This window comes from Sphingomonas arenae (assembly GCF_016924655.1).
Classification (GTDB): Bacteria; Pseudomonadota; Alphaproteobacteria; order Sphingomonadales; family Sphingomonadaceae; genus Sphingomicrobium; species Sphingomicrobium arenae.
In genome coordinates this window covers 1,022,425-1,045,471 of record NZ_JAFFJU010000001.1, presented here as the reverse complement: position 1 = coordinate 1,045,471, position 23,047 = coordinate 1,022,425, and the positions used below count along the sequence as shown (strand labels likewise).

The following is a 23,047-nucleotide window of genomic DNA, read 5'->3' as shown; positions in this document are numbered from 1 at the left end:
AAGAGCACGGAACCTAGCCGCTTAGCGGTAGAAGACGTGATTTCCGACCGACGCCACGCGGGTCAGGCGCCAGCCCGGCGAGACGCGCTTGGCGTGGAAGAACAACGCCTTGCCGACGCTGCTGTCGTGCAGGTCCTGGTCCACGATCCGCGCGATCGCGACCGCGTTCTTCCATTGCGGCGAGTTCTTGTTCACCGCGGGCCAGCGCCCGCCACGAATGAAGCTGAACTGGCCGCGCTGCATGAGCACGCCGCAATAGGTCGAGGGGAAGCGGCCCTTCGAGTTGGCGCGATTCGCGATCACCTGACCCACGGCCAGCTGACCGGCGAGCGGTTCGCTCTTGGACTCGAAGTACACACCGGCGGCGAGGCATTCCAGCTCGCGGCTGCCAGCCTCGGAGGAGCGGTTAAGGCTCACCGACTCGGCGAGCGACGCGCCCCGGGTGACCGGCTCGGCTTCCGGAGAGGGGGCGGCTTCGCTGCCCTGATTGGCAAGAGGATCGGAATTCGTCGGGACCGCGACCAGCGGTTCGTCCGCATTGGTCGGGAGCACCGGGTTCGCCATGGCGGCGGGCTTCAACGGTTCGGCGCTCAGCGGAGCGACCTGGGCCGGAGCGACGGAACTGGCGCCGAGTGCGCCAAGGGCCACCATCACGGCGAAACGATGCAACATTGAGTATCCAGCTTGTGCGGTTGACCACCCGGCAGGCATGCAGGTTTGCGCCGAACAGGCGCCGTTTTGCCTTGAGGTGATCCCCCGTCTCGCGCGGTCCCCGGCGCCGCCTCAATGCGGCTGCAGGAAACCCCCCGCTCTCGTTGGTTCCCTGCTGCCGGAACTTTTTTGCAGGCTCAACCTTCGCCGCTCGTTTCAGCGATGAATCGTTCTGCGCTCGGGATATCCAGTTCAATTACCCACTGATCCGGGTCCGAACGGCGGCGCTGCGCGATGAAGTTGGCGATTTTCAGCGAATCTTCGGGGGAGGGCCCGACGCGGCCCCATGAGTAGCGGCCGTCGTGCCGCAGCGTCCGCTCGAGAAAAGCGGAATGGCGACCGCGTTCCACGATGGCGATCAGGATGGTTCCGCGCTCCTCGTCGCCCTTGTGCAGCACCATCCCGAAACCACCCAGCGTCTCGGCTCGGCGCAGCAATGCAGACACTTCTACGCCAGACGCGAGCCGCGGCTCCACGCTCAAGCCGCCTCAGGCCGCGTGGGGTTCATCCACACCCATCAGCACGGCGGCCAGCGCATCGCGTGATCGGGCGCCGCGCAGCTTTTCCAGAGTCGGCGCATGACGGACGACTCGGCTGACCGCCGCAAGCGCCTTCAAATGATCCGCGCCCGCGTCGCTCGGCGAGAGCATGAAGAACACCAGGTCCACGGGGGCCCCGTCGAGGGCCTTGTAGTCGACCGGCTCCGATAGTCGCGCGACCATGCAGTAGACGCGCCCGATGGAGTCGATCTTGCCATGCGGAATGGCGACACCGTTGCCGAACCCGGTCGACCCGAGCCGCTCCCGCTCGCTCACCGCGGCTGCAACTTCCGCAGGATCGATCCCGAGCCGCTGTCCCGCCGCCTGGGCAAGCATCTGCAGCAGCCCGCGCTTGTTGCTCGCGGGCAGCGCCGGCTTGATGGCATCGAAATCGATGAATTGCGTAAGCTGCATTCCCGTACGCGTCCAGACAGCGGGCGGAAGATGCCGCCCGATCGTTGATGTGCAGGCCGGAGCCCGAGGCGTCTAGCGTGCCCGGGGTTCCACCCAACCGATGGTTCCATCGTCCCGGCGATAAACCATGTTGTACTCGCCGGTTCCGGCATTCCGGAACATCAACGCATTGGTATTCCGAAGGTCCAACATCATCACCGCATCGCCGACGGATATCTCGGGAATGTCCACGCGGGTTTCGGCCACGATCGGGGGGCTTTCGGGAACGGGCTCTTCCGCGGGCGGGGGCGCGAAGACGGTGTAGCCCGCATTGTCAAGCAACTGGCCCGAACCATCGGCATCGGCACCCTTGCGGTTGCGCAGCCGGTCCATGTAGCGACGAAGCTGTTTCTCGATCTTGTCGGCAGCGCCTTCGAACGCCACCCGCGCCTCATGTGCACGGCCCGAAGCTTTGAGGACCACGCCATTGGCGACGGGGGCCACGATGTCACAGGTGAAGCCGTTGTCGTGGGGACCCTTGCCGAAGGTCACGTTCGCCGCCACCGCCCGCGAGAAATAGCGATCCGCAAGAGCCCCGATCCGGCTGGTGACGTGCTCCTGCAGCGCCCCGCCCGTTTCGACCTGGTGACCGGCGACACGAACCTCCACGGCTTTCCCCTTTCCATTCAAGCCGCGCCGCATTGATACCGCCCGGCGCGGGGGTCAACTGGCCGCAGGAATCGCCTGCAGCTTGAGCCAAAGAGGGTCCTTCAGCTTGCTGACGAATTGGGCATGTCGCGCCAATTCTTCAACGGAGGGACCATGCGGGCGAGGGGGGCGAACCGTTCGCTGGACCGTCGAGCCCCTGGAGGCGGACGTACCTTGCGGACCTGCATCCACCATCAGGCCGAGGCCGATCTGGCGTCCGCCCGTCAGCTCCACATAGACCTGCGCCAGCAGCTGCGCATCGAGCAACGCGCCATGCTTCACGCGCTGGCTCCGATCCACGCCGAAGCGGGTGCACAGCGCATCCAGGCTATGCTTGGCGCCCGGGTGCCGGGACCGCGCCAGCACCAGGGTGCAGATCATCCGGCTCAGGCATACCGGATCGCGGCCGCAGCGGGCCAATTCGGCATTGAGGAAACCGAAGTCAAAGGTCGCATTGTGCGCGATCAGCGGCGCATCGCCGATGAAATCGAGCAGCTCCTCCGCCTTGTGCCCGAATAGCGGCTTGTCCGACAGGAAGATGGTGGAGAGCCCATGCACGGCCTCCGCCTCGCTCGGCATCGCCCGTTCGGGGTTGAAGTAAGCGTGGTAGGTTCGTCCCGTCTCCACCCGGTTGACCAGTTCAACGCAACCGATCTCGACCACGCGATCGCCAGACGCCGGGTTGGTGCCCGTGGTTTCCGTATCGAAGACAATTTCCCGCATGAGAAAAGCTATCGCGCGCCGGCGAGTCCGAGGCAAGACAGGATCCGGCCGACCTGCCGCTCCGTGTCGGCCAGGCTTCCGCCGGTATCGATCACCAAATCGGCCCTGCTGCGCTTCTCCGCATCGGGCAGCTGGCGGGCAAGGATGGCGTCCAGCTTCGCCGGCGTCATGCCGGGCCGCTCGAGGACGCGCCGGCGCTGCACGTCCGGCGGCGCGGAAACCACGACCACCTTGTCGAATGCCTCGGCGCCGCCCGTCTCGAACAGCAGAGGGATGTCGAACAGCAAGGCGGGAGCGTCCTGGTTCGACAGGATAAAGCGGGCCCGCGCCGCATGGACCGCGGGATGCACCAGCGCCTCCAGTGCGGCCAGTTCGTCCGGCCGCCCGAGCACCGCGGCGGCCAGTGCCTCACGGTCGACGGCTCCGTTGCGGGTTGTGCCGGGAAACCGCTGCTCGATATCGGCGACCAGGGCGCCGCCGGGCCCCTGAAGGCGACGAACTTCGGCATCCGCGTCGAACACCGGGATGCCGTGCTGTGCGAACATGGCGGCGACCGTGGACTTCCCCATGCCTATGGAGCCCGTGAGGGCAATCCGGATCATGAGCCGAGCCTCTGGTAAAGTTCGCCGTCGCTGGCGGTGTCGCGGGGCGGCTCGGCCCCGAAGAACAGGGGAAAGGCCGCTGCCGCCTGCTCCACCAGCATGGGCAGCCCCCCGCTGGCGGCGAGGCCGCTTCGCTCTGCCTCCACGACCAGTGCGGTCGGATTGGGTGAGGTCACGAGGTCGAACACCCAGCCTCCTCTCGGCATCTCGCCCAAATCCACTGTCAGCGGCGGCGAACCGCTCATGCCCAGCGGCGTGGCATTGATCAGCCCGTCCGTTCGAACCGGCGCGTCGAACGGCCGTGGCGGAAGCGCAAGCTGGAACTGCTGCGCGAGCGACTGAGCTTCAGACAGATTGCGGGCCTGGATGGCGACGTTGTTCGTCCCGAGCGTTTTCAGCGCCACCAGCACCGCCCGCGCCGCACCGCCCGAACCCAGGACCGTGACGGTCGCCGTCGGCCGGAGCCGGGCCAGGCGGATGACGACCGCGGCGACCCCCGCAACGTCCGTGTTCAAGGCGACCAGCTCGCCTTCCCGGATGACAAGGCAGTTGGTCGCGCCGACCTGAATGGCGCCGTCCGCGCGCTCGTCCGCCTGCATCAGTGCATCGAGCTTGAGCGGCATGGTGACGTTGCAGCCCCGCCATTTCGGATCGCGCTTTCGGGCGGCGAGGTAGCCCTGGAGTTCCTCGCGCCCGATCCGCGTCGCCCGATATTCTGCCGGGATCCCCAGGCGCTCGAGCCAGAAGCGGTGGATCACCGGCGACTTTGAATATTCAATCGGGTCGCCGATCACCTCGGCAAAGGGATGAGTTGACGTCATGCCGCCAAGACGCCGCACTCGCGCAGCGCGCCCAGCAGGGGAAGGAGCGGGATCCCAAGAATGGTGAAATGATCTCCTTCGATCCGCTCGAACAGCTGCACGCCCGGGCCTTCAAGCCTGAACACACCGACGCAGTAGGAGACTTCGGGCCAGTCCAAGTCGAGATAGGCCGCGATGAAGCTGTCACTGAGCGGTCGGACGGCCAGCCGCGCCTGCTGCGCCGCCGTCCAGTTCACCACACCACTCCGAGCCAGGCTGACGGCCGAAGTGAGGATCATCGTTCGCCCGGAGAAGAACCGAAGGTGCTCCGCGGCTTCCTCCCGGCTCGCGGGTTTGCTGAAGCGGCGGCCTTCCACGGACACCAGGCTGTCACTGCCGACCACCCATGCCTCGCCATGCACGCTGCTGACGGCTCTCGCCTTGGCGCTGGCGAGATCAGCCGCGAGTTGCTCGTCGGTTCCCTCGTGTCCCTCCTTCAAGTGTGCTTCATCCACGTGGGGAGGAACCGCGCGAAACGGCACGCCAGCGCTCGTCAGCAGTGCGGCTCGGATCGGGCTGGTCGAAGCCAGCAGTAGGTCCATGTTCGTTCCTGTGGAAAAGCCCGTGACACGACCTAGCGCGGAGCGGTGGATCGGCCAACCGCCGACGCCGCCAAGCGGCCGCATCGTCCCCGTCCCGCGATTCATCCACGGGAGACCAATCTCATCCCCAGCCTGTGAATCCCGGGAGAGTCCGCTCGCGACTCGCCATACTTCCTAGGAGAACGCCAGCCGCGTGGCTGTTGGCAAATCCGGGACGCAGCCCTATTCCCCACGTCCCGTCCGCCTACAAACATCATCAATTCAAGAATCTATAATAAGAGAGAGGAGAGAAGGGTGGTCGCACCCCTTCCCGATCAGACCGCCGATAAGCCCCTGCTGGCCGTGCTCCGGGGCGAGCGGCGCGACCCTCCGCCGGTTTGGATGATGCGGCAGGCAGGCCGTTACCTCCCCGAGTATCGCGCGCTGCGGGCGGAGAAGGGCGGTTTCCTTGACCTGGTCTATGACCCGCCTTCCGCGGCCGAGATCACGCTGCAGCCGCTCCGCCGCTTCCCGCTGGACGGAGCGATCCTCTTCTCGGACATCCTGATCACTCCTTATGCGCTCGGACAGGACCTCGCCTTTGCCGCCGGAGAAGGCCCGCGCCTGTCGCCTCCGCTCGCCGATGCGCCCCTGGAAGGCCTTACGCCGCGCCCTGAGCGCCTCGAGCCGATCTACGAGACCGTTCGGCAGGTTCGGGCGCAACTCGCCCCTGAGGTGACCTTCCTCGGCTTTGCAGGCTCGCCCTGGACCGTTGCGACCTACATGGTTGCCGGGCAGGGCAGCCGTGAGCAGGCGGAGACCCGGCAACTCGCCTACACGGATCCTGACCGGTTCGCCGCGCTGATCGCCGCGCTCGAGGAGATCACGGTCGGCTATCTGGTCGGACAGGCGGGCGCCGGCGTCGATGCCGTGCAGCTCTTCGACAGCTGGTCGGGGAGCCTCGCGCCGGCCGAGTTCGAACGCTGGGTGATCGGGCCGAACGCTCGCATCGTGGAGCGACTTCGCTCACTGCGTCCCGGGCTGCCGATCATCGGCTTTCCCAAGGGGGCTGGCGGCAAGCTCGCTGCTTACGCCCGCGAAACGGGCGTGGACGCTCTCGGTCTGGACGAGACGGTCGATCCCGCCTGGGCCCACCGCGAGCTCCCGCCGGAACTCCCGGTCCAGGGCAATCTCGATCCGTTCGCGCTGATCGCAGGCGGGCAAGCCCTGGAGAGTGCGGTTCGGCGCATCCTTGACGCTTTCCGGGACCGCCCCCATGTCTTCAATCTCGGTCATGGCATCCAGCAGACGACGCCGATCCCCCATGTCGAAGCCCTGTTCCGCCTGCTAGGGAAGGCGAATGGCTGATCTTGGACATTTGCTCACCTTTGGAGCGCTGGGCTGGCTCGGCGCGGCCTATCCCTGGGTCAAGGCGGCGCACGTCACCTTCGTGATCTTCTGGGTCGCCGGGCTGTTTCTCCTGCCCCGGTTCTACGTCTACCATCATGCGACCACCCCTGGGTCCGCCGAGGACCGGGCGTGGATCGAGCGGGAGGCCCGGACTCGTTCGATCATCCTCACGCCGGCGATGATCATCGTCTGGCTGCTGGGTTTGGCGCTGGCGTTCCACCTCGGTGCCTGGGGCCAGGGCTGGTTCACGGCGAAGCTCGCGCTCGTCGTCGCGTTGACCGGCTACCAGGGCTGGATGGGCGCTTACGGCCGTAAATTGGCTAACGGTGCCCGCCCGCTCGAGAACCGCACTCTCAGGATCATGAACGAGATCCCGGGCATCGCCACCGCGATCATCGTGGTGCTGGTGATCGTTAAGCCGTTCTAGGGCTGCGGCCTCCCGTTCCCACCCCCATGTTGACTAAGCGCCGCCTCGGCCATAGTCGAAAGGACAATACGGCCGCACCGGCCCGTACTCCTCCCCTCAGCCGGTGTGACCGCGACTTCCTTTCCGCGGTTCCTCAGTCATCCCCGGCTGCCACTCACATTCAATCAGGTTTCCCATGCATCTTAAGGATTTGAAGCAAAAAACCCCGGCCGAACTCGTCGCGCAAGCGGAGGAGATGGGCGTCGAGGGGGCGTCCACTATGCGCAAGCAGGATCTCATGTTCTCGATCCTGAAGGTGCGCGCGGACAGCGGTGCGGAGATCATGGGCACCGGCACGATCGAGGTGCTGAACGACGGCTTCGGCTTCCTCCGCTCACCCGAGGCCAACTATCTCGCGGGTCCGGACGACATCTACGTTGCGCCGCAGATCGTCCGCCGCTTCGGCCTTCGCACCGGCGACACGGTAGAAGGGGAGATTCGCGCTCCCAAGGATGGCGAGCGCTACTTCGCGCTGACCAAGGTCACCGGCATCAACTTCGACGACCCTGACGTGGTTCGCCATCGGGTCAACTTTGACAATCTGACGCCGCTCTATCCCGACTCCAAGTTGCGGCTCGACACGCTCGACCCGACCATCAAGGACAAGAGCGCCCGCGTCATCGACATCGTCGCCCCGCTCGGCAAGGGTCAGCGCGCGCTGATCGTCGCTCCGCCGCGGACCGGCAAGACGGTGCTGCTGCAGAACATCGCCCGGGCGATCACCGACAATAATCCCGAGGTCTTCCTCATCGTCCTGCTGATCGACGAGCGGCCGGAGGAAGTCACCGACATGCAGCGCTCGGTGAAGGGCGAGGTCATTTCCTCGACCTTCGATGAGCCCGCATCGCGTCACGTGCAGGTCGCCGAAATGGTGATCGAGAAAGCCAAGCGCCTGGTCGAGCACAAGAAGGACGTCGTGATCCTGCTCGACTCCATCACCCGCCTGGGACGCGCCTACAACACGGTGGTGCCGAGCTCGGGCAAGGTGCTGACCGGCGGCGTCGATGCCAACGCGCTCCAGCGGCCCAAGCGCTTCTTTGGTGCGGCCCGCAACATCGAGGAGGGTGGTTCGCTCTCCATCATCGCCACCGCGTTGATCGACACCGGATCCAAGATGGACGAGGTCATTTTCGAGGAGTTCAAGGGCACCGGCAACTCGGAGATCGTGCTCGACCGCAAGGTGGCAGACAAGCGCATCTTCCCGGCACTGGATGTCGGCAAGAGCGGCACCCGCAAGGAAGAGTTGTTGGTCGACCAGTCGATCCTGACCAAGATGTGGGTGCTGCGCCGGATCCTCATGCAGATGGGCACCATCGACGCGATGCAGTTCCTGCTCGACAAGATGAAGGACGCCAAGTCGAACGAGGATTTCTTCGCCTCGATGAACCAGTAGGCTCTTCCTCGCTCCTCCTCAGGGAGCGAGAGTCCGGGCTGCGCCGAGCGCGCGGCCTCTTGCGGGAACCAAAGGGCGCGTCTTCGCCTTTCCTGCCTGTCGAACCCGTTTCCAAGTTATTTTCGCGGAGATTCCCTTGTTCGAGCTGCTGCTTGCCGCTGCCCACGCAGCCCCTGTCGGTCTTGGTGGTCCGGGCGAGATTTGGGCTGCGATCGTCAAGGACTTCTCCAACATCACGGAGCCCCAGGCGTTCGCGGCCTTCCTTCAGGTGCTGATGATCGACCTGGTACTGGCGGGGGACAACGCGATCGTGGTCGGCGCGTTGGCGGCGGGTCTTCCGGCGGAGCAGCGGCGCAAGGTCATCCTGATCGGCGTGATCGCGGCGCTGGTGCTGCGCATCCTTTTCGCGTTGATCGTGACTCAACTCCTCCAGATCATTGGATTGATCCTCGTCGGTGGTCTTCTCCTGCTCTGGGTGGCGTGGAAGATGTGGCGTGAGTTGCGCCATGGTGGAGAGAGTGGCGGATCTCCCGAAGTCGCCGGTGACGAGCACAGCGGTCTCCGCCCGGCAAAGAGCTTCGCAGGCGCGGCCTGGGCCGTAGCCGTAGCCGACGTCAGCATGAGCCTGGACAATGTGCTGGCGGTCGCCGGCGCTGCCCGGGATCATCCGGGTATCCTCATCGTCGGCCTGATCTTCGCTGTCGGCCTGATGGGGCTCGCGGCCAACATCATCGCGCGTTATATCGAACGCTATCGCTGGATCGCCTATATCGGCCTTGCAGTGATCCTGTGGGTGGCCGTGAAGATGATCTACGATGGTTGGATCGATCCGCAGGTCGGGGTTGGAAAACTTTTCACCTGAGGCCCTTCTGACGGAGAGGTTCGGCACCGGCAGGGTGGACACGATCTTCGCTCTCTCGAGCGGGTCGCCGCCTGCCGCGATTGCTATCATCCGCATCAGTGGTCCGTTGGCGCCGCACGCCGCGGTGACACTGGCCGGTTCTCTTCCGGAACCCCGACGAGCCTCGCTCCGGACGTTCAAGGGTTCTACCGGGGAAGTGCTCGACTCTGCGCTGGTGCTCCACTTTCCGGCGCGCTCCAGCGTCACGGGAGAGCCGCTGGTGGAATTGCACGCGCATGGTGGCCGAGCCGTTGTCCGCGCGATCTTGACCGAATTGTCCGGCATGGAAGGGCTGCGGGAAGCGTTCCCCGGTGAGTTCACCCGCCGTGCATTCGAGAACGGCCGCATAGACCTCACGGAAGCGGAGGGGCTTGCTGACTTGCTGGAAGCGGAGACCGAACTCCAGCGCCGGGCGGCACTCGCGGTGGCGGGCGGGTCGGTCCGGCGGCAGGTGGAGGCGTGGCGCGAGAGGCTCGTGCTCCTGTCGGCCCGTGCGGAGGCGGCCATCGACTATGTCGGCGACGAGGATGAGGTATCCGATGCTGATCACGGGATCGCAGCGGAGGCTGTTGCCATTTCGGCCGAACTCTCGACGTGGTTGGACCAGCCTCGATCCGAGCTCCTGAAGGACGGCATCCGAGTGGTTCTTGCGGGCCCACCCAACGCTGGAAAGTCAAGTTTGCTCAATGCTTTGGTCGGTATCGACAAGGCCATTGTGACGCCGGTTGCAGGGACTACCCGAGATGTCATCGAGGTTCCCCTCCAGCTGGAGGGCGTTCCATTGGTGCTGGTGGATACGGCGGGGCTGCACGAGAGCGCGGATGAGGTGGAGAGGATCGGGGTCCACCTGGCGGAACAGCAGGTCCGGAACGCTGACATTCTGCTCTGGCTTGGCAATGCGGAACTCGCACCGCCGCATCCCCGCAGATTGGTAGTCAGGAGCAAGGCTGACCTTGGTAGGGTTCCCGACACCGCTGAAGGTTTGGCTGTTTCCAGCGTTACCCAAGCTGGCCTAAGGGAGCTAAAGAGCGGTCTCGTCAGAATATCCCGCGAGATCTTACCGTCTCCCGATGCCGAAACGTTGAACCAGCGACAAGCGACGGCGCTTGGCGAGGCGGCGAGTGCTCTTGAGGAAGTCGTCCCAGACGACATCGTCCTTACCGCGGAGGCGCTCCGCCAGGCCCGGTCGGCGCTGGATCGGACTATTGGTCGGGCGGGAGTAGAAGACGTGCTCGATGCCCTCTTCGGTCGCTTCTGCCTCGGCAAATGATGTTTCACGTGGAACAAGCTCCCGCTACATAGCGCCCATGTACGACGTACTGGTGATCGGTGGAGGCCACGCAGGCTGCGAAGCTGCAGCCGTGGCAGCAAGACGTGGGTGCCGAACGGCGATCCTCTCCTTCGGCGCGGCCGACCTCGGGCAGATGAGCTGCAACCCGTCTATCGGAGGTGTTGGAAAAGGCCATCTCGTCCGCGAGTTGGACGTGTTTGACGGCTTGATGGCGCGGGCAGCGGATCAAGCGGCTATCCACCGTCGGATGCTCAACCGTAGCAAGGGCCCAGCAGTGCATGGCCCCCGGGTGCAGGCGGACCGGCAGCTCTATGCGACTGCGATACGGCGGCTGGTGAGTGCGACCGAAGTTGAGCTGATAGAGGGCGAAGCCGTTCGCCTCTGCATGGACGGCGATCAGGTCGCCGGCGTCCACTTGGCTGATGGCGCCATGATTAGGAGCCGAGCCGTGGTGATCGCAACCGGCACCTTTCTTCGAGCCAGCATCTTTATCGGCCTAGAGAAGCGACCAGCGGGACGGGCCGGCGAGCCTTCGTCCATTCCGCTCGGAGACCAGATCCGGGAGCTTGGGCTTGGCCAAGGGCGGCTCAAGACCGGTACGCCACCACGCCTCGATGGCCGCACGATCGACTGGGCACGCCTCGAGGAGCAGCCCAGTGACCAGCAGCCATGGAGCTTCTCTGCTCTTCCCTCCGCCCGGGTGTTGCCGCAGGTCCGATGTGCGATCACCCGAACGACTGAGCGCACACACGACATTATTCGCGGTGGACTGGGAGAGTCGCCGCTATTCGCCGGTGTTATCGAAGGTCGGGGACCGCGCTATTGCCCTTCGATCGAAGACAAGGTGAAGCGGTTCGGCGATCGCGATGGCCACCAGATGTTTCTTGAGCCGGAAGGTCTACGCGACCACCTCATCTACCCCAACGGGATCTCGACTTCTCTCCCCCAGAGCGTTCAGCTTGAGTTTGTCCGATCGATCCCTGGTCTGGAGCGGGCCGCAATTGTTCGCCCGGGCTATGCTGTCGAGTATGAATTTGTAGACCCGCGTCGGCTCCGCCAGACGCTTGAAGTCCAGCAATTGCCGGGTCTCTTCCTTGCCGGCCAGATCAATGGAACCACAGGATATGAGGAAGCAGCGGCTCAGGGCCTGGTTGCCGGGTTGAACGCTGCGGCTCACGCACGCGATCTCGATCAAGCTAGGTTCGACCGCACGACCAGCTACATCGGCGTGATGATCGACGATCTGACCCTGCAAGGTGTCACCGAGCCATATCGCATGATGACGGCGCGGGCCGAGTACCGCTTGGCTCTCCGGGCCGACAACGCGACGGCGCGGCTGGGTGAAGCCGCGCTGACCCTCGGCTGCGTCAGTGCCGAGAGGTATCAGCAGATCACGGCTCACCTTGCGGCTCGAAGTCGCCCCGACTTCGCGGAGACTCCAGAGGGGAAGGCGGATCTCCTTTATGCTCCGTATTTGGAACGGCAGCGCCGGGAGTGGGACGCCGTAAAACAGAACCGAAGCATCATGATCCCGCAAGGCTTCGACTTTGCGGCGGTCCCTGGGCTTTCCGGGGAGATGGTGGAGCGCCTTCGCGCTGCAATGCCCGAAGATTTGCATCAGACGTCCCGCGTTGCGGGCATCACGCCCGCTGCCCTGTCAGCATTGTACTTGGCGGTCACTCGGCAAGCCGCATGAACGAGATTTCACCTGCAGTGCTGCCGTTCGATGTTCCACGTGAAACACTCGGGAGATTGCACAGCTACCTCGCCCTTCTGCTCGACGAAACTCAGCGGCAGAACCTAATTGCAAGGAGCACGGCGGCTGGCGCCTGGCAGAGACACATTGTCGACAGTGCTCAGCTGCTTCCACTCGCGCCGGTTGAATATTCAAACTGGTTGGACGTCGGTTCAGGGGCGGGACTGCCTGGGATGGTTGTCTCAATCCTGACTTCACGGCCGGTTACGCTCGTCGAACCTCGTCGCTTAAGGGCGGCATTTCTGCACCGCTGCACCGAAGAGCTCGGCTTGCGGAACGTGACCGTCTTCGAAGGCCGGGCCGAAAAGCTGACCGGCGAGTTCGATGTGATCTCCGCACGCGCTGTGGCGTCCGTTGCTGATCTATTCACGATCGGCAGACATCTGGCGCATTCTGGAACACGGTGGATCCTGCCCAGGGGGCGAAGCGGCGCGAAAGAACTGGCGGAGGCAGAGGCAAGCTGGCAAGGTCACTTCGGGCTTGAGCCAAGCATCACGGCGGAGGACGCGATGATTGTCTTGGCCGAGGGCGTCGCGCCGCGAGGCAGGACGAGGGGTAGGGCATGATCCGCGTTGCGGTCGCTAATCAGAAGGGCGGGGTGGGGAAGACCACGACCGCAATCAATCTCGCCACGGCATTAGCGGCGACCGGCTGGAAGGTCCTGCTCGCTGACCTGGATCCCCAGGGAAATGCTTCAACCGGGCTCGGTGTTGGGCAGGCCGCGCGTGAGCGGTCCAGCTATGACGTGCTGATTGGGGAGGCAGAGGTCGCAGACGCGGCCGTGGCGACCCGGGTTCCGCGCCTTGATCTCCTGCCGGCGACACAGGATCTCTCCGGCGCAGAGGTCGAGCTGGTGGAGTTCGACCGACGCACTCACCGGCTCGCCGACGCCTTTGATCGTGCCTCGCCGGGCCGCTGGGACATCTGCCTGATGGATTGCCCTCCGTCGCTCGGGCTGCTGACGGTGAACGCGCTGGTCGCGGCCCGGCACTTGCTAGTGCCCCTGCAATGCGAATTCTTTGCTTTAGAAGGACTTAGCCAGCTGTTGCAGACTGTTGAGCGGATCCGCACACGGTTCAATCCCGACCTTGCGATCCTGGGTATCGCGCTCACCATGTACGATCGGCGGAACAGCTTGTCCAAGCAGGTCGCGGAAGACGTGCGCGCCTGCCTTGGGTCGACGGTGTTCGACACGGTGGTCCCGCGAAACGTTCGTCTGTCCGAAGCGCCAAGCCACGGTCTTCCCGCCCTCATCTACGATCTGCGCTGTTCGGGTAGCGAGGCTTACGTGGGCCTTGCGCGTGAGCTGATGGGTCGGCTTCCACGCCGTGCGGAGGCAGCATGAGCGACGCGCGTGCTCGCGGCCTCGGCCGAGGCCTTTCCGCTCTCCTAGGCGATGTCCCGGCAGTCGACGCGCCTGCGCCGGCCGCAAATGACCGGGTGCGGGAGATCGACGTTGCGGCCATCCGCCCCAACCCCAAGCAGCCGCGCCGGCACTTCGCGGAAGACGCCATCAGGGAGCTTGCCGACTCGATCGCTCAGCGCGGCGTGCTCCAGCCGATCCTCGTCCGAGATACGGGGCAAGGCTACGAGATCGTTGCGGGTGAGCGGCGCTGGCGCGCGGCGCAGCAGGCCCGATTGCACAAGATTCCGGCGATCGTCCGCGACTTCGACGAGGCGGCGACCGCCGAGATTGCCCTGATCGAGAACATCCAGCGTGAGGATCTCAACGCGCTTGAGGAAGCCGAGGGTTACCGGGCGCTGATCGGCACCTTTGGGCACAGTCAGGACGCGGTGGCCAAGCTGGTCCACAAGTCGCGGAGCCACGTCGCCAACCTGCTGCGATTGCTCGATCTTCCCGCCACGGTCCGCGAGGCGCTCGTTCGCGGCGAGCTGTCCATGGGGCATGCGCGTGCGATCGCCTCCGCGGCGGATCCCGTCGCTCTCGCTCAGCAGGTGATCTCCCAAGGTCTCTCGGTTCGTCAGACGGAGCAGCTCGCCCGGCAGGCGAAGCCCGCGCCGGGTCCCGAGGGCGGCCGAAGCACCACCCGCCGTGACGCAGGGGAGGGCAACGCCGACATCCTGGCGCTCGAACGCCAGCTGGGCGACCTCCTCGGTCTCAAGGTGAAGGTCGCGCACTCGGGCGGGCACGGCACAGTGACCCTGCATTTCTCCAGCCTGGATCAGCTCGATCTCATCTGTCAGCGGCTGTCCGGAGAGCCGATCTAGCGGGCGTTTGCTGCTCGGGCGATCTGTATCAGTTCTTCGCCGAACGCGGCGCTGTCCGGCACCGGATTCAGCATCAGCTGTCGTTCGAGCCGGCCAACCCGATCCAGCGCAACCGCGATCCGCTCGCTCGACCAGCGAGACAAGAGCTTCTGGAACAAGGGCTTATCGCGCCAGAACAATGACGTCATGACGGCGTCGGGAGCCTGCCCGGCTTCCATCCGCGCGCGCAGTGGGGCCAGCTGCAGCAACCTGCGCTGCAGCGCGCGAACGGCTGGGATCGGCTCGATTCCGCTGCCGGCCATTCGCTCGAGCTCCTCCGCCAGCCGCTGGACGTCTCCGCTCAACGCCGTGTCTCCGGGGCGCCCGACCTGGCTTTCCGAGGAGTCCGCTCCCAGCAGGTCGACGACCTCCTCTTCCAGGTCTTTCGGGTTCTCGGCCGACGCACCCAGGAACAGCGCAAATTTGGCGATTTCCTGCGCTGCAATGGCCTGGTCGTTGCCCGCCGCCGCGGCGATCCGGGACGCGGTAGTGGGGCGAAGCCGCAATCCCTCCCGGCGGGCGATCTCCATCACCATCCGGTCGGCGTCGCGACCCTCGGGCACATAGGACGCATGCGCCAGGACAGCCGGATGGGCCTCGCCGAGCTTCAGGAGGGCGGAGGTTTTGGCGAGCGCCCCGGCGATGGCGACGGCGGCGCTCTCGGTTGCTGGAGCGGCCAACAGGGCCTCGACGGCCGCGACAACCTCGTTTCCGGCCGGCTCGATCCACAGCAGGCGCTTGCCGCCGAAAAGCGAGATCGCGCCCGCTTCGTCTGCCAGCACCGCCGGATCCGACTTCAGCGTTCCCGCTGCTATCGACACCTTTTCTGCCCCTAAAGCGCTCAGCAGACGCGCGGCGAGGGCGCGGGATCCGGCTTCGTCGGGGCCATGGAACAGGTAAAAACGGATCGATGGGTCCGGCCGATCGACGGCACTGCCGATCTGGCCCTTGGCGGGCTTCACCGCGCCGACTGTCTCGATGCGAACAGGCCCAGCCGGGCCACGATCTGGTCGGCGACAACCTGCGACAATCGTTCGAGCGCCGTCTGCTCCGCTGCAACGGTCGCATATTCCGAACCGACCACGTCGATCCCGGCATCGGATCCGGCCGTGGCATCGAGCACGACCGCCCCCGTCGCATTCTCCACCAGCCGATAGCGCGCCCGAAGGGTCCGGCGCTCCCGGGTGACCGCGCTGTCTCCCCGGATGCCGAGCCCGGTCAGATTGTCGTCCAGGTCCACTTCCAGCCGATACCGCGCCGGTGTTCCCGCCTGATCACCAATGCGGTCGACCAACGCAGTCCGGACGAGCCAACCCGCCTGTCCTGGGATCGGCTGTACCGCCACCGACCGGAGGATTGTTGCAGTGCTGCTGCTCTCCCCGCCACCATATAGCGGACGGAGGCCGCAGCCGCTCAGAGCCAGCACCGCCGCACACAGGAGCGCCGCCCGGATCACAGGACGATATTCACAAGGCGATCGGGAACGACGATCAGCTTGCGAGGGCTAGCGTCGCCAATCAGGCGCGCGACCTTCTCCGCCGCAAGCGCCTGCCGCTCGAGCTCATCCCGCGGCGAACCGCGCGGGACCGTCAGAGTTTCGCGCAGCTTGCCGTTGACCTGCACCGCGACCGTGACCTCGTCATCGATCAGGAGCGCGGGATCGTGGCTCGGCCACTCTGCGTCGACCAGCAAGCCTTTCCCGCCCATCATGGCCCATGCCTCTTCCGCAAGGTGCGGCGCCATGGGGGAAACGAGCTTCACGAGCGTGCGGATCGCCTCGTCCCGGGTGGCCGATGGCTTCGCCTTCTCGATCGCGTTGACCAGTTCGTAGATGGTGGCGACCGCCTTGTTGAACTGCAGGGCCTCGATCGCTTCGCCCAGCGCCGCGATCGACTTGTGCAGCTTGCGCTCGATCGCCGCGTCGGAACCGCTGCCGCCACTGTCCACGGAAGCCGCGAGCCGCCAGACACGCTGCACGAAGCGGGCGGCGCCCTCGATCCCGCCGATCGACCATTCCAGGTCGCGCTCGGGTGGAGAGTCGGACAACATGAACCAGCGCACCGCGTCAGCGCCGTAGCGGTCGATGATGGCGTCCGGGTCGACGACATTCTTCTTGGACTTCGACATCTTCTCGACCCGCCCCGTCGTTACCGGCTGGCCGCTCTCGATGTGGATCCAGTCGTCGCCGTCTCGCCGCACCTCGCCAGGGCTGAGCCAGCTGCCGTCTCCGGCCCGGTAGGTCTCGTGGGTGACCATCCCTTGCGTGAACAGGCCCTTGAACGGCTCCGCCATGCCCAGCCGGCCGATCCGTTCCAGCGCGCGAGTCCAGAAGCGGGCATAGAGCAGGTGCAGGATCGCATGCTCGACCCCGCCGATATATTGGCCAACGGGCAGCCATGCCTCCGCCTCGGCGCGGTCGAACGGCTTGTCGCTGGGCTGGCTCGCGAAGCGGATGAAGTACCAGCTTGAGTCCACGAAGGTGTCGAGCGTGTCCGTTTCCCGCAGGGCGGAGCCGCTGCACTGGGGGCAGGGCACCTGACGCCAGGCATCGTGCCGGTCGAGCGGATTGCCGGGCACGTCGAAGCTGACGTCTTCAGGCAGAACCACCGGAAGTTGTTCACGTGGGACCGGAACGGCGCCGCAGCCCTCGCAGTGGATGATCGGGATCGGCGCCCCCCAGTAACGCTGACGGCTGACGCCCCAGTCGCGCAGGCGATACTGGGTCTTTCCCTCGCCCCAGCCGTCCGCTTCGGCGCGGCGGATGATCTCGGCGGTGGCCTCCGGTGTGGCAAGCCCATCCAGGAAGCGCGAGTTGACCGCGACCCCCGCGCCAATCTCAGCTTCGGTCACCGCGGCATTCGCCTCGCCGACACTTGGCGCAACGACGCGGCGGATCGGCAGCCCATATTTGGTGGCGAATTCGAAGTCGCGTCCGTCATGGGCAGGCACGCCGAACAGCGCGCCGGTGCCGTAATCCATCAGGACAAAGTTCGCGATCCACACCGGCAGCCGCCACTCGGGATCGAGCGGATGCACCACTTCCAGCCCCGTGTCGAAGCCCAGCTTCTCCGCCGTCTCGATCTCGGCGGCCGTGGTCCCGCCCTGGCGGCAACGCGCGATGAACTCCGCTACGTCCGCTCGCTCGGCGCCAAGGGCCTCCGCGATCGGGTGCCCTGGTGAGATCGCCACGAAGCTGGCGCCGAAGATGGTGTCGGGACGCGTGGTGAAGACCTCGATCTCGCCGCCGCCTTCCGCGCGCTTGAAGCGGAACTGCAGCCCGCGGCTCTTCCCTATCCAGTTCTCCTGCATCAGCCGGACCTTGTCGGGCCAGTCATCGAGCGTCTTCAGCCCATCCAGCAATTCCTCGGCAAAGTCCGTGATCTTGAGGAACCACTGGCTGAGCTTGCGCCGCTCCACCAGCGCGCCCGAGCGCCAGCCGCGCCCGTCGATCACCTGCTCGTTGGCGAGCACGGTCATGTCGACGGGGTCCCAGTTGACCTCCGATTCCTTGCGATAGACCAGCCCGGCTTCGAACAGGTCGAGGAACAGCGCCTGCTCATGCCCATAATAGTCCGGTTCGCAGGTGGCGAGTTCGCGACTCCAGTCGAGGGCAAAGCCGAGCCGCTTCAGCTGGGCGCGCATCGTGGCGATGTTCTGGCGCGTCCAGTCGCCAGGGTGCACCTTCTTCTCCATCGCCGCATTTTCGGCCGGCATGCCGAACGCATCCCAGCCCATCGGATGCAGCACTTCGAAGCCCTGCATCCGGCGGTAGCGCGCGAGCACGTCGCCCATGGTGTAGTTGCGCACGTGGCCCATGTGGATGCGCCCGGAAGGGTAGGGGAACATCTCGAGCACGTAGCTCTTGGGCTTGGGGCTTGCGCTGTCGGCACGAAAGCTGTCGGCGGCGTCCCACCGCTCCTGCCAGCGGGAGTCGCTCGCCGCCGGGTCGAAACGGTTCGTCATGAGGCTGTGGTCCTGTGCTGGAGCTTAGCCGCCGACGGAGGTGCGGCGGATGTCACGGGCGCGGGTCAGGATGATATCCTCGAGCTTCTGCACGGTCGCGGCCGAGACCGGCGCATCGACCCAGGTTCCCGCCTGGTTGACCTGCCGGGATGCGGACACGCGCAACGCGTCGGCACGCAGGTCCTGGTCGAGGATGGAGACCGTCAGCTTGACCCGCTCGCTCGGGCTGTTCGGATTGCTGTACCAGTCGGTCACGATCACCCCGCCGTTGCTGTCGGCGGTGATCAGCGGGGCGAAGCTCAGCGTGTCAATGGCCGCCCGCCACAGGTAGGTGTTCACGCCGATGGCCGTCATGCGCGACGGTGCGAGCTCGGTCGGAACGTCCCGGTTGCGCGAACAGCCCGCGGCAAGCAGCGCCAGCGGGATCATCGCGGCGGCAGTAAAAGGCAGACGGGCCATGAACAAGGTTCCTGTCGAAGAAGTGGGTTTCAGCCGCGTTATAAGAGGCATGGTCCCCGCCGCAACCCGGCAGTGGCAGGCTGGCGTTGTGGATTCAATGTCACATGGCCTGGATTCCGCCCGGCTGTCGTGGAACATTCATGCAGCCGGGGCTATATCGACTCACACAGGGGACGCTTGACGACGATGAACTGGATTGCGGTCACGAAAGGAAAGCTTGCCGTGGCAGTTGCCGCGACGGCTCTTCTCGTGCCTGCGACTCTGGCCTTCGCCGCGCCCCAGGACCGGAAGCCACCGGCGGTGACGGTCAGCTTCGAAAACAGCTTCACGCCCGCCCAGGCGGACCCGCGACTCGCAGCGGCATTCAGCCGCAAGCCGGCACTCGCGGGTGATTTCCGTTTTACGCCCGCGGCCAGCAATCGTCGGCCTTCGCAGCTGCGGGTCGCCGTGCGGGCTCGGACCACGACTCCGGACCAGGCTGCCCTCAAGGCTCGCGATGCGGCAGCGCAGTCCGCGGCTGCGGGCGTGACGCTCACGCCCGCGAGCTACAACCTTGGCGTGGCGGTCGGTTGGCGCCGGTTCGCCGTGTCGGGCGACGTCGCCAAGTCGCGCCCGGCCAATCCCGCGATCGCGCCGCGCGAAGGCGCCGTGGTCGGGGTCAGCTACAATCTGAACCGCTTCACCGGCCGTGTCGCCGCCAGTGCGGACCGCCCGACGGAGCGGGTCGCACCGGCTCTGCGGGATGACAGCAGCTACGCGGTCGACGTGGGCGGTGCCTACAACATCTCGAATCGGGTCGCGGTGACAGGCGGCGTCCGTTACCGCATCGATCGTGACCGGCTTGCGCCTCCCGCCGATCAGCGGCGCGACAGCCAGGCCGTCTACATCGGGACTGCCTTCAAGTTCTAAGCCAGCGGTCGATCGCTCCGTAACCGGCGAGGCCCAGCGGCTTCAGCTTCGCGAATCGCCGCTCGTTCATCCCGCCCAACCCGAACACGGGGCGAGGGCTGAGCCGGATCAAGGCGGCCGCGCGCATCCGGGGTAGCGGAAGCCATTCCGGATGCGTCCGCGTCTCGAACAGCGGCGACAGGAACAGCAGGTCCGGCGCCCGCAACAGCGCCTGCCGTAGCTCCTGCATCGAATGCACCCTGGCCACCGCCGCCTTTCGTTCGTCCCACACGAGCAGTCCACGCGATCGCCCGATCCGCCGGAGTCGCTCCAGCAGGCGCCTGCGCTCCGGACGGCCCAGCGCGTGATGACGCACGATCACCCCCGATCCTCGCGGCAGCCGCCGCAGCGCCGGCCACAGCTCCTCGCCCAGGCGCTCGTCCGTGAACAGCCAGCGGCTCGGGAGAGTGGGGTGGCGGCGGCGCATCGGGGTTTCTATAGCCCGCTCGGTGACCGACACCGCAACCCGCCTCGCTTCCATCCGGGAGAGTATCGCTTCCGCGGCCCGCCTTGCCCGGCGCGAACCGAACGAAGTGACCCTTGTTGCTGTTACGAAGACCCGCTCGTCGCAGGAGATCGAAGCCCTGCTCGCGGCCGGGCAGCGTCATTTCGGCGAGAACCGCGTGCAGGAGGTCGAGGCGAAGTGGCCGTCGCTCCGCGCGCGCTACCCCGACGTGCAGCTGCACTGCATCGGCCGGCTGCAGTCGAACAAGGCGGACGCGGCGGTAGCCCTGTTCGACGTCATCCACTCGCTCGACCGCCCGACCCTGCTCGACGCCCTGGTCACCGCCTCCGCGAAGGCGGGGCGGGTTCCGCAGGTCTATGTTCAGGTGAATATCGGGGAGGAGGAGCAGAAAGGCGGCGTAGCTCTCGCAGACCTCCCCGCATTCCTCGACCAGGTTCGTGCGTCACCGCTTCCCCTCGCAGGCCTCATGGCCATGCCGCCGATCGGCGTCGAGCCGTCCTCCTATTTCGCCCTGCTGGCCAAGCTTGCGCGCCGTCATGACGTCATCGGCCTCTCCATGGGCATGTCGGGCGATTTCCGGGCGGCCGTCATGCTCGGCGCCACGGTGGTTAGGATCGGCTCGGCCTTTTTCGAGAACCCAGCCGCGACCTAGTCCAGGTGGCCGCTCTTCCTGCGTTTAGTCGCGAGATAGTCGGCGTTGTGCGGGTTCGCCGGCATGTGATGCGCAACCCGCTCGACCACCGTGACTCCCTCGCTCTCCAGGCCCGCCACCTTGGCCGGATTGTTGGTCAGCAGCCTCACGCGGTCGAACCCCAGCGCCCGCAGCATCGCCGCCGCCAGACCATAGTCCCGCGTGTCGTCGGGGAAGCCAAGCCGCCGGTTCGCATCCACCGTGTCAAGACCCTGGTCCTGCAGCGCATAGGCGCGGAGCTTGTTGGCGAGCCCGATTCCGCGGCCCTCCTGGCGCAGATACAGCAGGATGCCTCCGCCCGCCTCCCCGATGAGCTTCAACGCCGCCTGGAGCTGGGGCCCGCAGTCGCACTTCAGGGACCCGAACACGTCGCCGGTCAGGCACTCGCTGTGCAGCCGGACCAGCGGCGGCCTGCCTCCTGGAGCGCCGATCATCAGCGCGACGTGCTCGGTACCATCGTCCGGCGCCCGGAAGGCGATCATCTGCGTGTCGGACAAGCCTTCCACCGGCAGGCGCGCGCGCGTCACTAGCGTCGCCAACTGTCGCCGCTCGGCGGTAAGCACCTCTTTAACCGTGAGCTGCTCCGCAGCCTCGCTCGCCGGCAGGAGCCATAGCGCCGGTAGCAGCCCCGCGAGCCGGGCAAGCACCAGCGCCGCCACCGCCGCCTCCGGGTCCTCGATCGCCTCGGCGGTAAGGGGGCCGGGGATGATCCGGGCGACGTCGCGGGCAGGGTCCGCCAGCGCGCGCACGATGTCAGGGTCCAACCACTCGCAGCGCGACACCTTGACCGGACCGGCCGCGCCTTCACGGCTGTTGACAAGGTTCAATGCCTTGGCACGCTCGGGACTGAGCAGCACGGCGGCCCGGCCGTCCGGATCGAGCAGCGAGAGCATCGCGTCGGTGCCGGTCTCGACCGAAAGCAGGTTGAGGCCATCGACCTTCACCGGGCGACCCGCCCGCAAGGCGGCGATGCCCCGCTGGACGCTCAAAGCGTCAGCTCGACAACCAGTGGAACATGGTCCGACGGCCGCTCCCACGCGCGGCAGGGCTCGTGCACCCGGTGGGCGATGGCTTGCGGCGCGAGGCTGGGCGAGGCCCACATATGATCCAGCCGCCGGCCGCGATCGTTTTTGGTCCAGTCGGGCGAGCGGTAGCTCCACCAGGTGTAGCAGCGCTGCGGGGCGGGCACGAACCTGCGGCCCAGGTCGACCCAGCCGTGCGCGGCCTGCAGGCGACCCAGGGTCTCCACCTCAATCGGCGTGTGGCTGACGACGTCGAGCAGGGCCTTGTGGCTCCACACGTCGCATTCCAGCGGCGCGACATTGAAGTCGCCCACGATCAAAGTCGGCTCAGACAACTTTTCCGACCAGCGGGTCATCCGTTCCAGGAAGTCGAGCTTCTGCCCGAACTTGGGGTTCACGGTCCGGTCCGGAACGTCTCCGCCGGCGGGAACATAGACGTTCTCCAGCCGGATTCCCCCGGGGAGGCGCACGCCGATGTGCCGCGCCTCGCCATTGTCCTGCCAGTCGTGGCGGTCATGCTCGGCCAGCGGCAGCCGGGACAGGATCGCCACGCCATGATGCATCCGCTGCCCGTTAAGCGCATGGTGGACATAACCCAGCCGGGTGAACAGCTCGCCCGGGAAGACATCGTTGTGAGCCTTGGTTTCCTGCAGGCACAGAACGTCGGGCCCTTCCTCCTTCAGAAAGCGCTCCACGATAGCGGCCCGGGCTCGGACGCTGTTGATGTTCCACGACGCGATCTTGAAACTGGTCACGCCGACCCTCTAGCCAAGTCCAGGCCCCATACGCAAAGGCCCCCGCTCCGGGGGCATGGAGCGAGGGCCGACCAAGCGTTCGTCACGCGAGGGACCGATGGGCCCGGGTAACAGGGGGAAACCCCGGTATTCCAGCGGTCACCACCTCGATTAGCCGAGTGACCCTGACGCAGACATGAACGGTTGCGCAAGAAGACTTAA

At 66.0% G+C, this 23,047-nt stretch carries 26 protein-coding genes; 11 read left to right on the top strand and 15 right to left on the bottom strand.

What is annotated here, in order from left to right:
* Window positions 1–21: 21 nt before the first annotated feature.
* The 8 genes from JT720_RS05295 to JT720_RS05260 form a co-directional block, all read right to left on the bottom strand.
* Complete coding sequence (locus JT720_RS05295; RefSeq protein WP_237219656.1) at window positions 22–672, bottom strand: cell wall hydrolase; 651 nt, start codon at window positions 670–672, stop codon at window positions 22–24.
* A gap of 176 nt (window positions 673–848) precedes the next feature.
* Window positions 849–1,187, bottom strand: coding sequence for a DUF1491 family protein (locus JT720_RS05290; RefSeq protein WP_205479848.1), 339 nt, complete (start codon window positions 1,185–1,187; stop codon window positions 849–851).
* A 12-nt stretch (window positions 1,188–1,199) separates the two neighbouring features.
* Window positions 1,200–1,664, bottom strand: a complete 465-nt coding sequence (locus tag JT720_RS05285) for a PTS sugar transporter subunit IIA (protein WP_205479847.1) — start codon at window positions 1,662–1,664, stop codon at window positions 1,200–1,202.
* Between the two features lie 72 nt (window positions 1,665–1,736).
* A complete protein-coding gene (hpf, locus tag JT720_RS05280) occupies window positions 1,737–2,312 on the bottom strand; it encodes a ribosome hibernation-promoting factor, HPF/YfiA family (RefSeq protein WP_205479845.1) in 576 nt (191 codons plus the stop codon).
* Window positions 2,313–2,366: 54 nt separating this feature from the next.
* On the bottom strand, window positions 2,367–3,074 hold the full coding sequence (gene dnaQ, locus JT720_RS05275) for a DNA polymerase III subunit epsilon (RefSeq protein ID WP_205479844.1): 708 nt from the start codon (window positions 3,072–3,074) through the stop codon (window positions 2,367–2,369).
* An 8-nt stretch (window positions 3,075–3,082) separates the two neighbouring features.
* Window positions 3,083–3,676, bottom strand: a complete 594-nt coding sequence (gene coaE, locus JT720_RS05270) for a dephospho-CoA kinase (RefSeq protein WP_205479842.1) — start codon at window positions 3,674–3,676, stop codon at window positions 3,083–3,085.
* On the bottom strand, window positions 3,673–4,497 hold the full coding sequence (locus JT720_RS05265; protein ID WP_205480195.1) for a shikimate dehydrogenase family protein: 825 nt from the start codon (window positions 4,495–4,497) through the stop codon (window positions 3,673–3,675). The genes coaE and JT720_RS05265 overlap by 4 nt, the downstream gene beginning before the upstream one ends.
* Entirely contained in the window at window positions 4,494–5,078 is a 585-nt protein-coding gene (locus JT720_RS05260) for a Maf family protein (protein ID WP_205479840.1), read from the bottom strand. Before JT720_RS05260 ends, JT720_RS05265 begins: the two co-directional genes overlap by 4 nt.
* Before the next feature lie 294 nt (window positions 5,079–5,372).
* On the opposite strand from JT720_RS05260, the gene hemE reads away from it, so the two are divergent.
* The 9 genes from hemE to JT720_RS05215 all read left to right on the top strand — a co-directional run bounded on the left by hemE (window position 5,373) and on the right by JT720_RS05215 (window position 14,503).
* Entirely contained in the window at window positions 5,373–6,425 is a 1,053-nt protein-coding gene (gene hemE, locus JT720_RS05255; RefSeq protein ID WP_336511940.1) for a uroporphyrinogen decarboxylase, read from the top strand.
* A complete protein-coding gene (locus JT720_RS05250; protein WP_205479839.1) occupies window positions 6,418–6,894 on the top strand; it encodes a CopD family protein in 477 nt (158 codons plus the stop codon). The genes hemE and JT720_RS05250 overlap by 8 nt, the downstream gene beginning before the upstream one ends.
* A 175-nt stretch (window positions 6,895–7,069) precedes the next feature.
* Window positions 7,070–8,326 carry a transcription termination factor Rho gene (gene rho / locus JT720_RS05245; RefSeq protein WP_205479837.1) on the top strand — a complete coding sequence of 419 codons (1,257 nt, stop codon included), beginning with the start codon at window positions 7,070–7,072 and terminating at the stop codon, window positions 8,324–8,326.
* 136 nt (window positions 8,327–8,462) lie between these two features.
* Complete coding sequence (locus JT720_RS05240) at window positions 8,463–9,188, top strand: YjbE family putative metal transport protein (protein WP_205479835.1); 726 nt, start codon at window positions 8,463–8,465, stop codon at window positions 9,186–9,188.
* A gap of 34 nt (window positions 9,189–9,222) precedes the next feature.
* Window positions 9,223–10,497: a tRNA uridine-5-carboxymethylaminomethyl(34) synthesis GTPase MnmE gene (gene mnmE, locus JT720_RS05235; RefSeq protein ID WP_336511939.1), complete on the top strand. Its 1,275-nt coding sequence runs from the start codon at window positions 9,223–9,225 to the stop codon at window positions 10,495–10,497.
* A 28-nt stretch (window positions 10,498–10,525) separates the two neighbouring features.
* On the top strand, window positions 10,526–12,214 hold the full coding sequence (mnmG, locus tag JT720_RS05230; protein WP_205480193.1) for a tRNA uridine-5-carboxymethylaminomethyl(34) synthesis enzyme MnmG: 1,689 nt from the start codon (window positions 10,526–10,528) through the stop codon (window positions 12,212–12,214).
* Entirely contained in the window at window positions 12,211–12,840 is a 630-nt protein-coding gene (gene rsmG / locus JT720_RS05225) for a 16S rRNA (guanine(527)-N(7))-methyltransferase RsmG (RefSeq protein WP_205479832.1), read from the top strand. The genes mnmG and rsmG overlap by 4 nt, the downstream gene beginning before the upstream one ends.
* Window positions 12,837–13,619, top strand: a complete 783-nt coding sequence (locus JT720_RS05220; RefSeq protein WP_205479830.1) for a ParA family protein — start codon at window positions 12,837–12,839, stop codon at window positions 13,617–13,619. Before rsmG ends, JT720_RS05220 begins: the two co-directional genes overlap by 4 nt.
* Window positions 13,616–14,503 (top strand): ParB/RepB/Spo0J family partition protein, encoded by an 888-nt coding sequence (locus JT720_RS05215; protein WP_205479828.1) that lies wholly within the window; start codon window positions 13,616–13,618, stop codon window positions 14,501–14,503. The genes JT720_RS05220 and JT720_RS05215 overlap by 4 nt, the downstream gene beginning before the upstream one ends.
* Here JT720_RS05215 and holA read toward each other — a convergent pair.
* Genes holA through JT720_RS05195 form a run of 4 tightly spaced genes read right to left on the bottom strand, consistent with a single transcriptional unit; the run spans window position 14,500 to window position 18,964 of the window.
* Entirely contained in the window at window positions 14,500–15,504 is a 1,005-nt protein-coding gene (gene holA, locus JT720_RS05210) for a DNA polymerase III subunit delta (RefSeq protein WP_205479827.1), read from the bottom strand. The genes JT720_RS05215 and holA overlap by 4 nt on opposite strands.
* The gene (gene lptE / locus JT720_RS05205) at window positions 15,501–15,998 is read right to left on the bottom strand and encodes an LPS assembly lipoprotein LptE (protein WP_205479826.1); all 498 of its coding nucleotides are present in this window, start codon (window positions 15,996–15,998) and stop codon (window positions 15,501–15,503) included. Before lptE ends, holA begins: the two co-directional genes overlap by 4 nt.
* Window positions 15,995–18,505: a leucine--tRNA ligase gene (gene leuS / locus JT720_RS05200; RefSeq protein ID WP_205479825.1), complete on the bottom strand. Its 2,511-nt coding sequence runs from the start codon at window positions 18,503–18,505 to the stop codon at window positions 15,995–15,997. The genes lptE and leuS overlap by 4 nt, the downstream gene beginning before the upstream one ends.
* Before the next feature lie 24 nt (window positions 18,506–18,529).
* On the bottom strand, window positions 18,530–18,964 hold the full coding sequence (locus JT720_RS05195) for a DUF3576 domain-containing protein (protein ID WP_205479824.1): 435 nt from the start codon (window positions 18,962–18,964) through the stop codon (window positions 18,530–18,532).
* Window positions 18,965–19,186: 222 nt separating this feature from the next.
* Here JT720_RS05195 and JT720_RS05190 point away from each other — a divergent pair, with 222 nt between their 5' ends.
* Window positions 19,187–19,873: a porin gene (locus tag JT720_RS05190; RefSeq protein ID WP_205479823.1), complete on the top strand. Its 687-nt coding sequence runs from the start codon at window positions 19,187–19,189 to the stop codon at window positions 19,871–19,873.
* Here JT720_RS05190 and JT720_RS05185 read toward each other — a convergent pair.
* Window positions 19,863–20,339 (bottom strand): thiamine phosphate synthase, encoded by a 477-nt coding sequence (locus JT720_RS05185; RefSeq protein WP_205479822.1) that lies wholly within the window; start codon window positions 20,337–20,339, stop codon window positions 19,863–19,865. The two genes, JT720_RS05190 and JT720_RS05185, sit on opposite strands and share 11 nt — an antisense overlap.
* A gap of 22 nt (window positions 20,340–20,361) precedes the next feature.
* On the opposite strand from JT720_RS05185, the gene JT720_RS05180 reads away from it, so the two are divergent.
* The gene (locus JT720_RS05180; RefSeq protein ID WP_205479821.1) at window positions 20,362–21,030 is read left to right on the top strand and encodes a YggS family pyridoxal phosphate-dependent enzyme; all 669 of its coding nucleotides are present in this window, start codon (window positions 20,362–20,364) and stop codon (window positions 21,028–21,030) included.
* On the opposite strand, the gene ribA is transcribed toward JT720_RS05180, so the two are convergent.
* Together ribA and JT720_RS05170 are read right to left on the bottom strand one after the other, a co-directional pair.
* Window positions 21,027–22,058, bottom strand: coding sequence for a GTP cyclohydrolase II (ribA, locus tag JT720_RS05175; RefSeq protein ID WP_237219653.1), 1,032 nt, complete (start codon window positions 22,056–22,058; stop codon window positions 21,027–21,029). The two genes, JT720_RS05180 and ribA, sit on opposite strands and share 4 nt — an antisense overlap.
* Complete coding sequence (locus tag JT720_RS05170; protein WP_205479820.1) at window positions 22,055–22,846, bottom strand: exodeoxyribonuclease III; 792 nt, start codon at window positions 22,844–22,846, stop codon at window positions 22,055–22,057. The genes ribA and JT720_RS05170 overlap by 4 nt, the downstream gene beginning before the upstream one ends.
* Window positions 22,847–23,047: the final 201 nt, after the last annotated feature.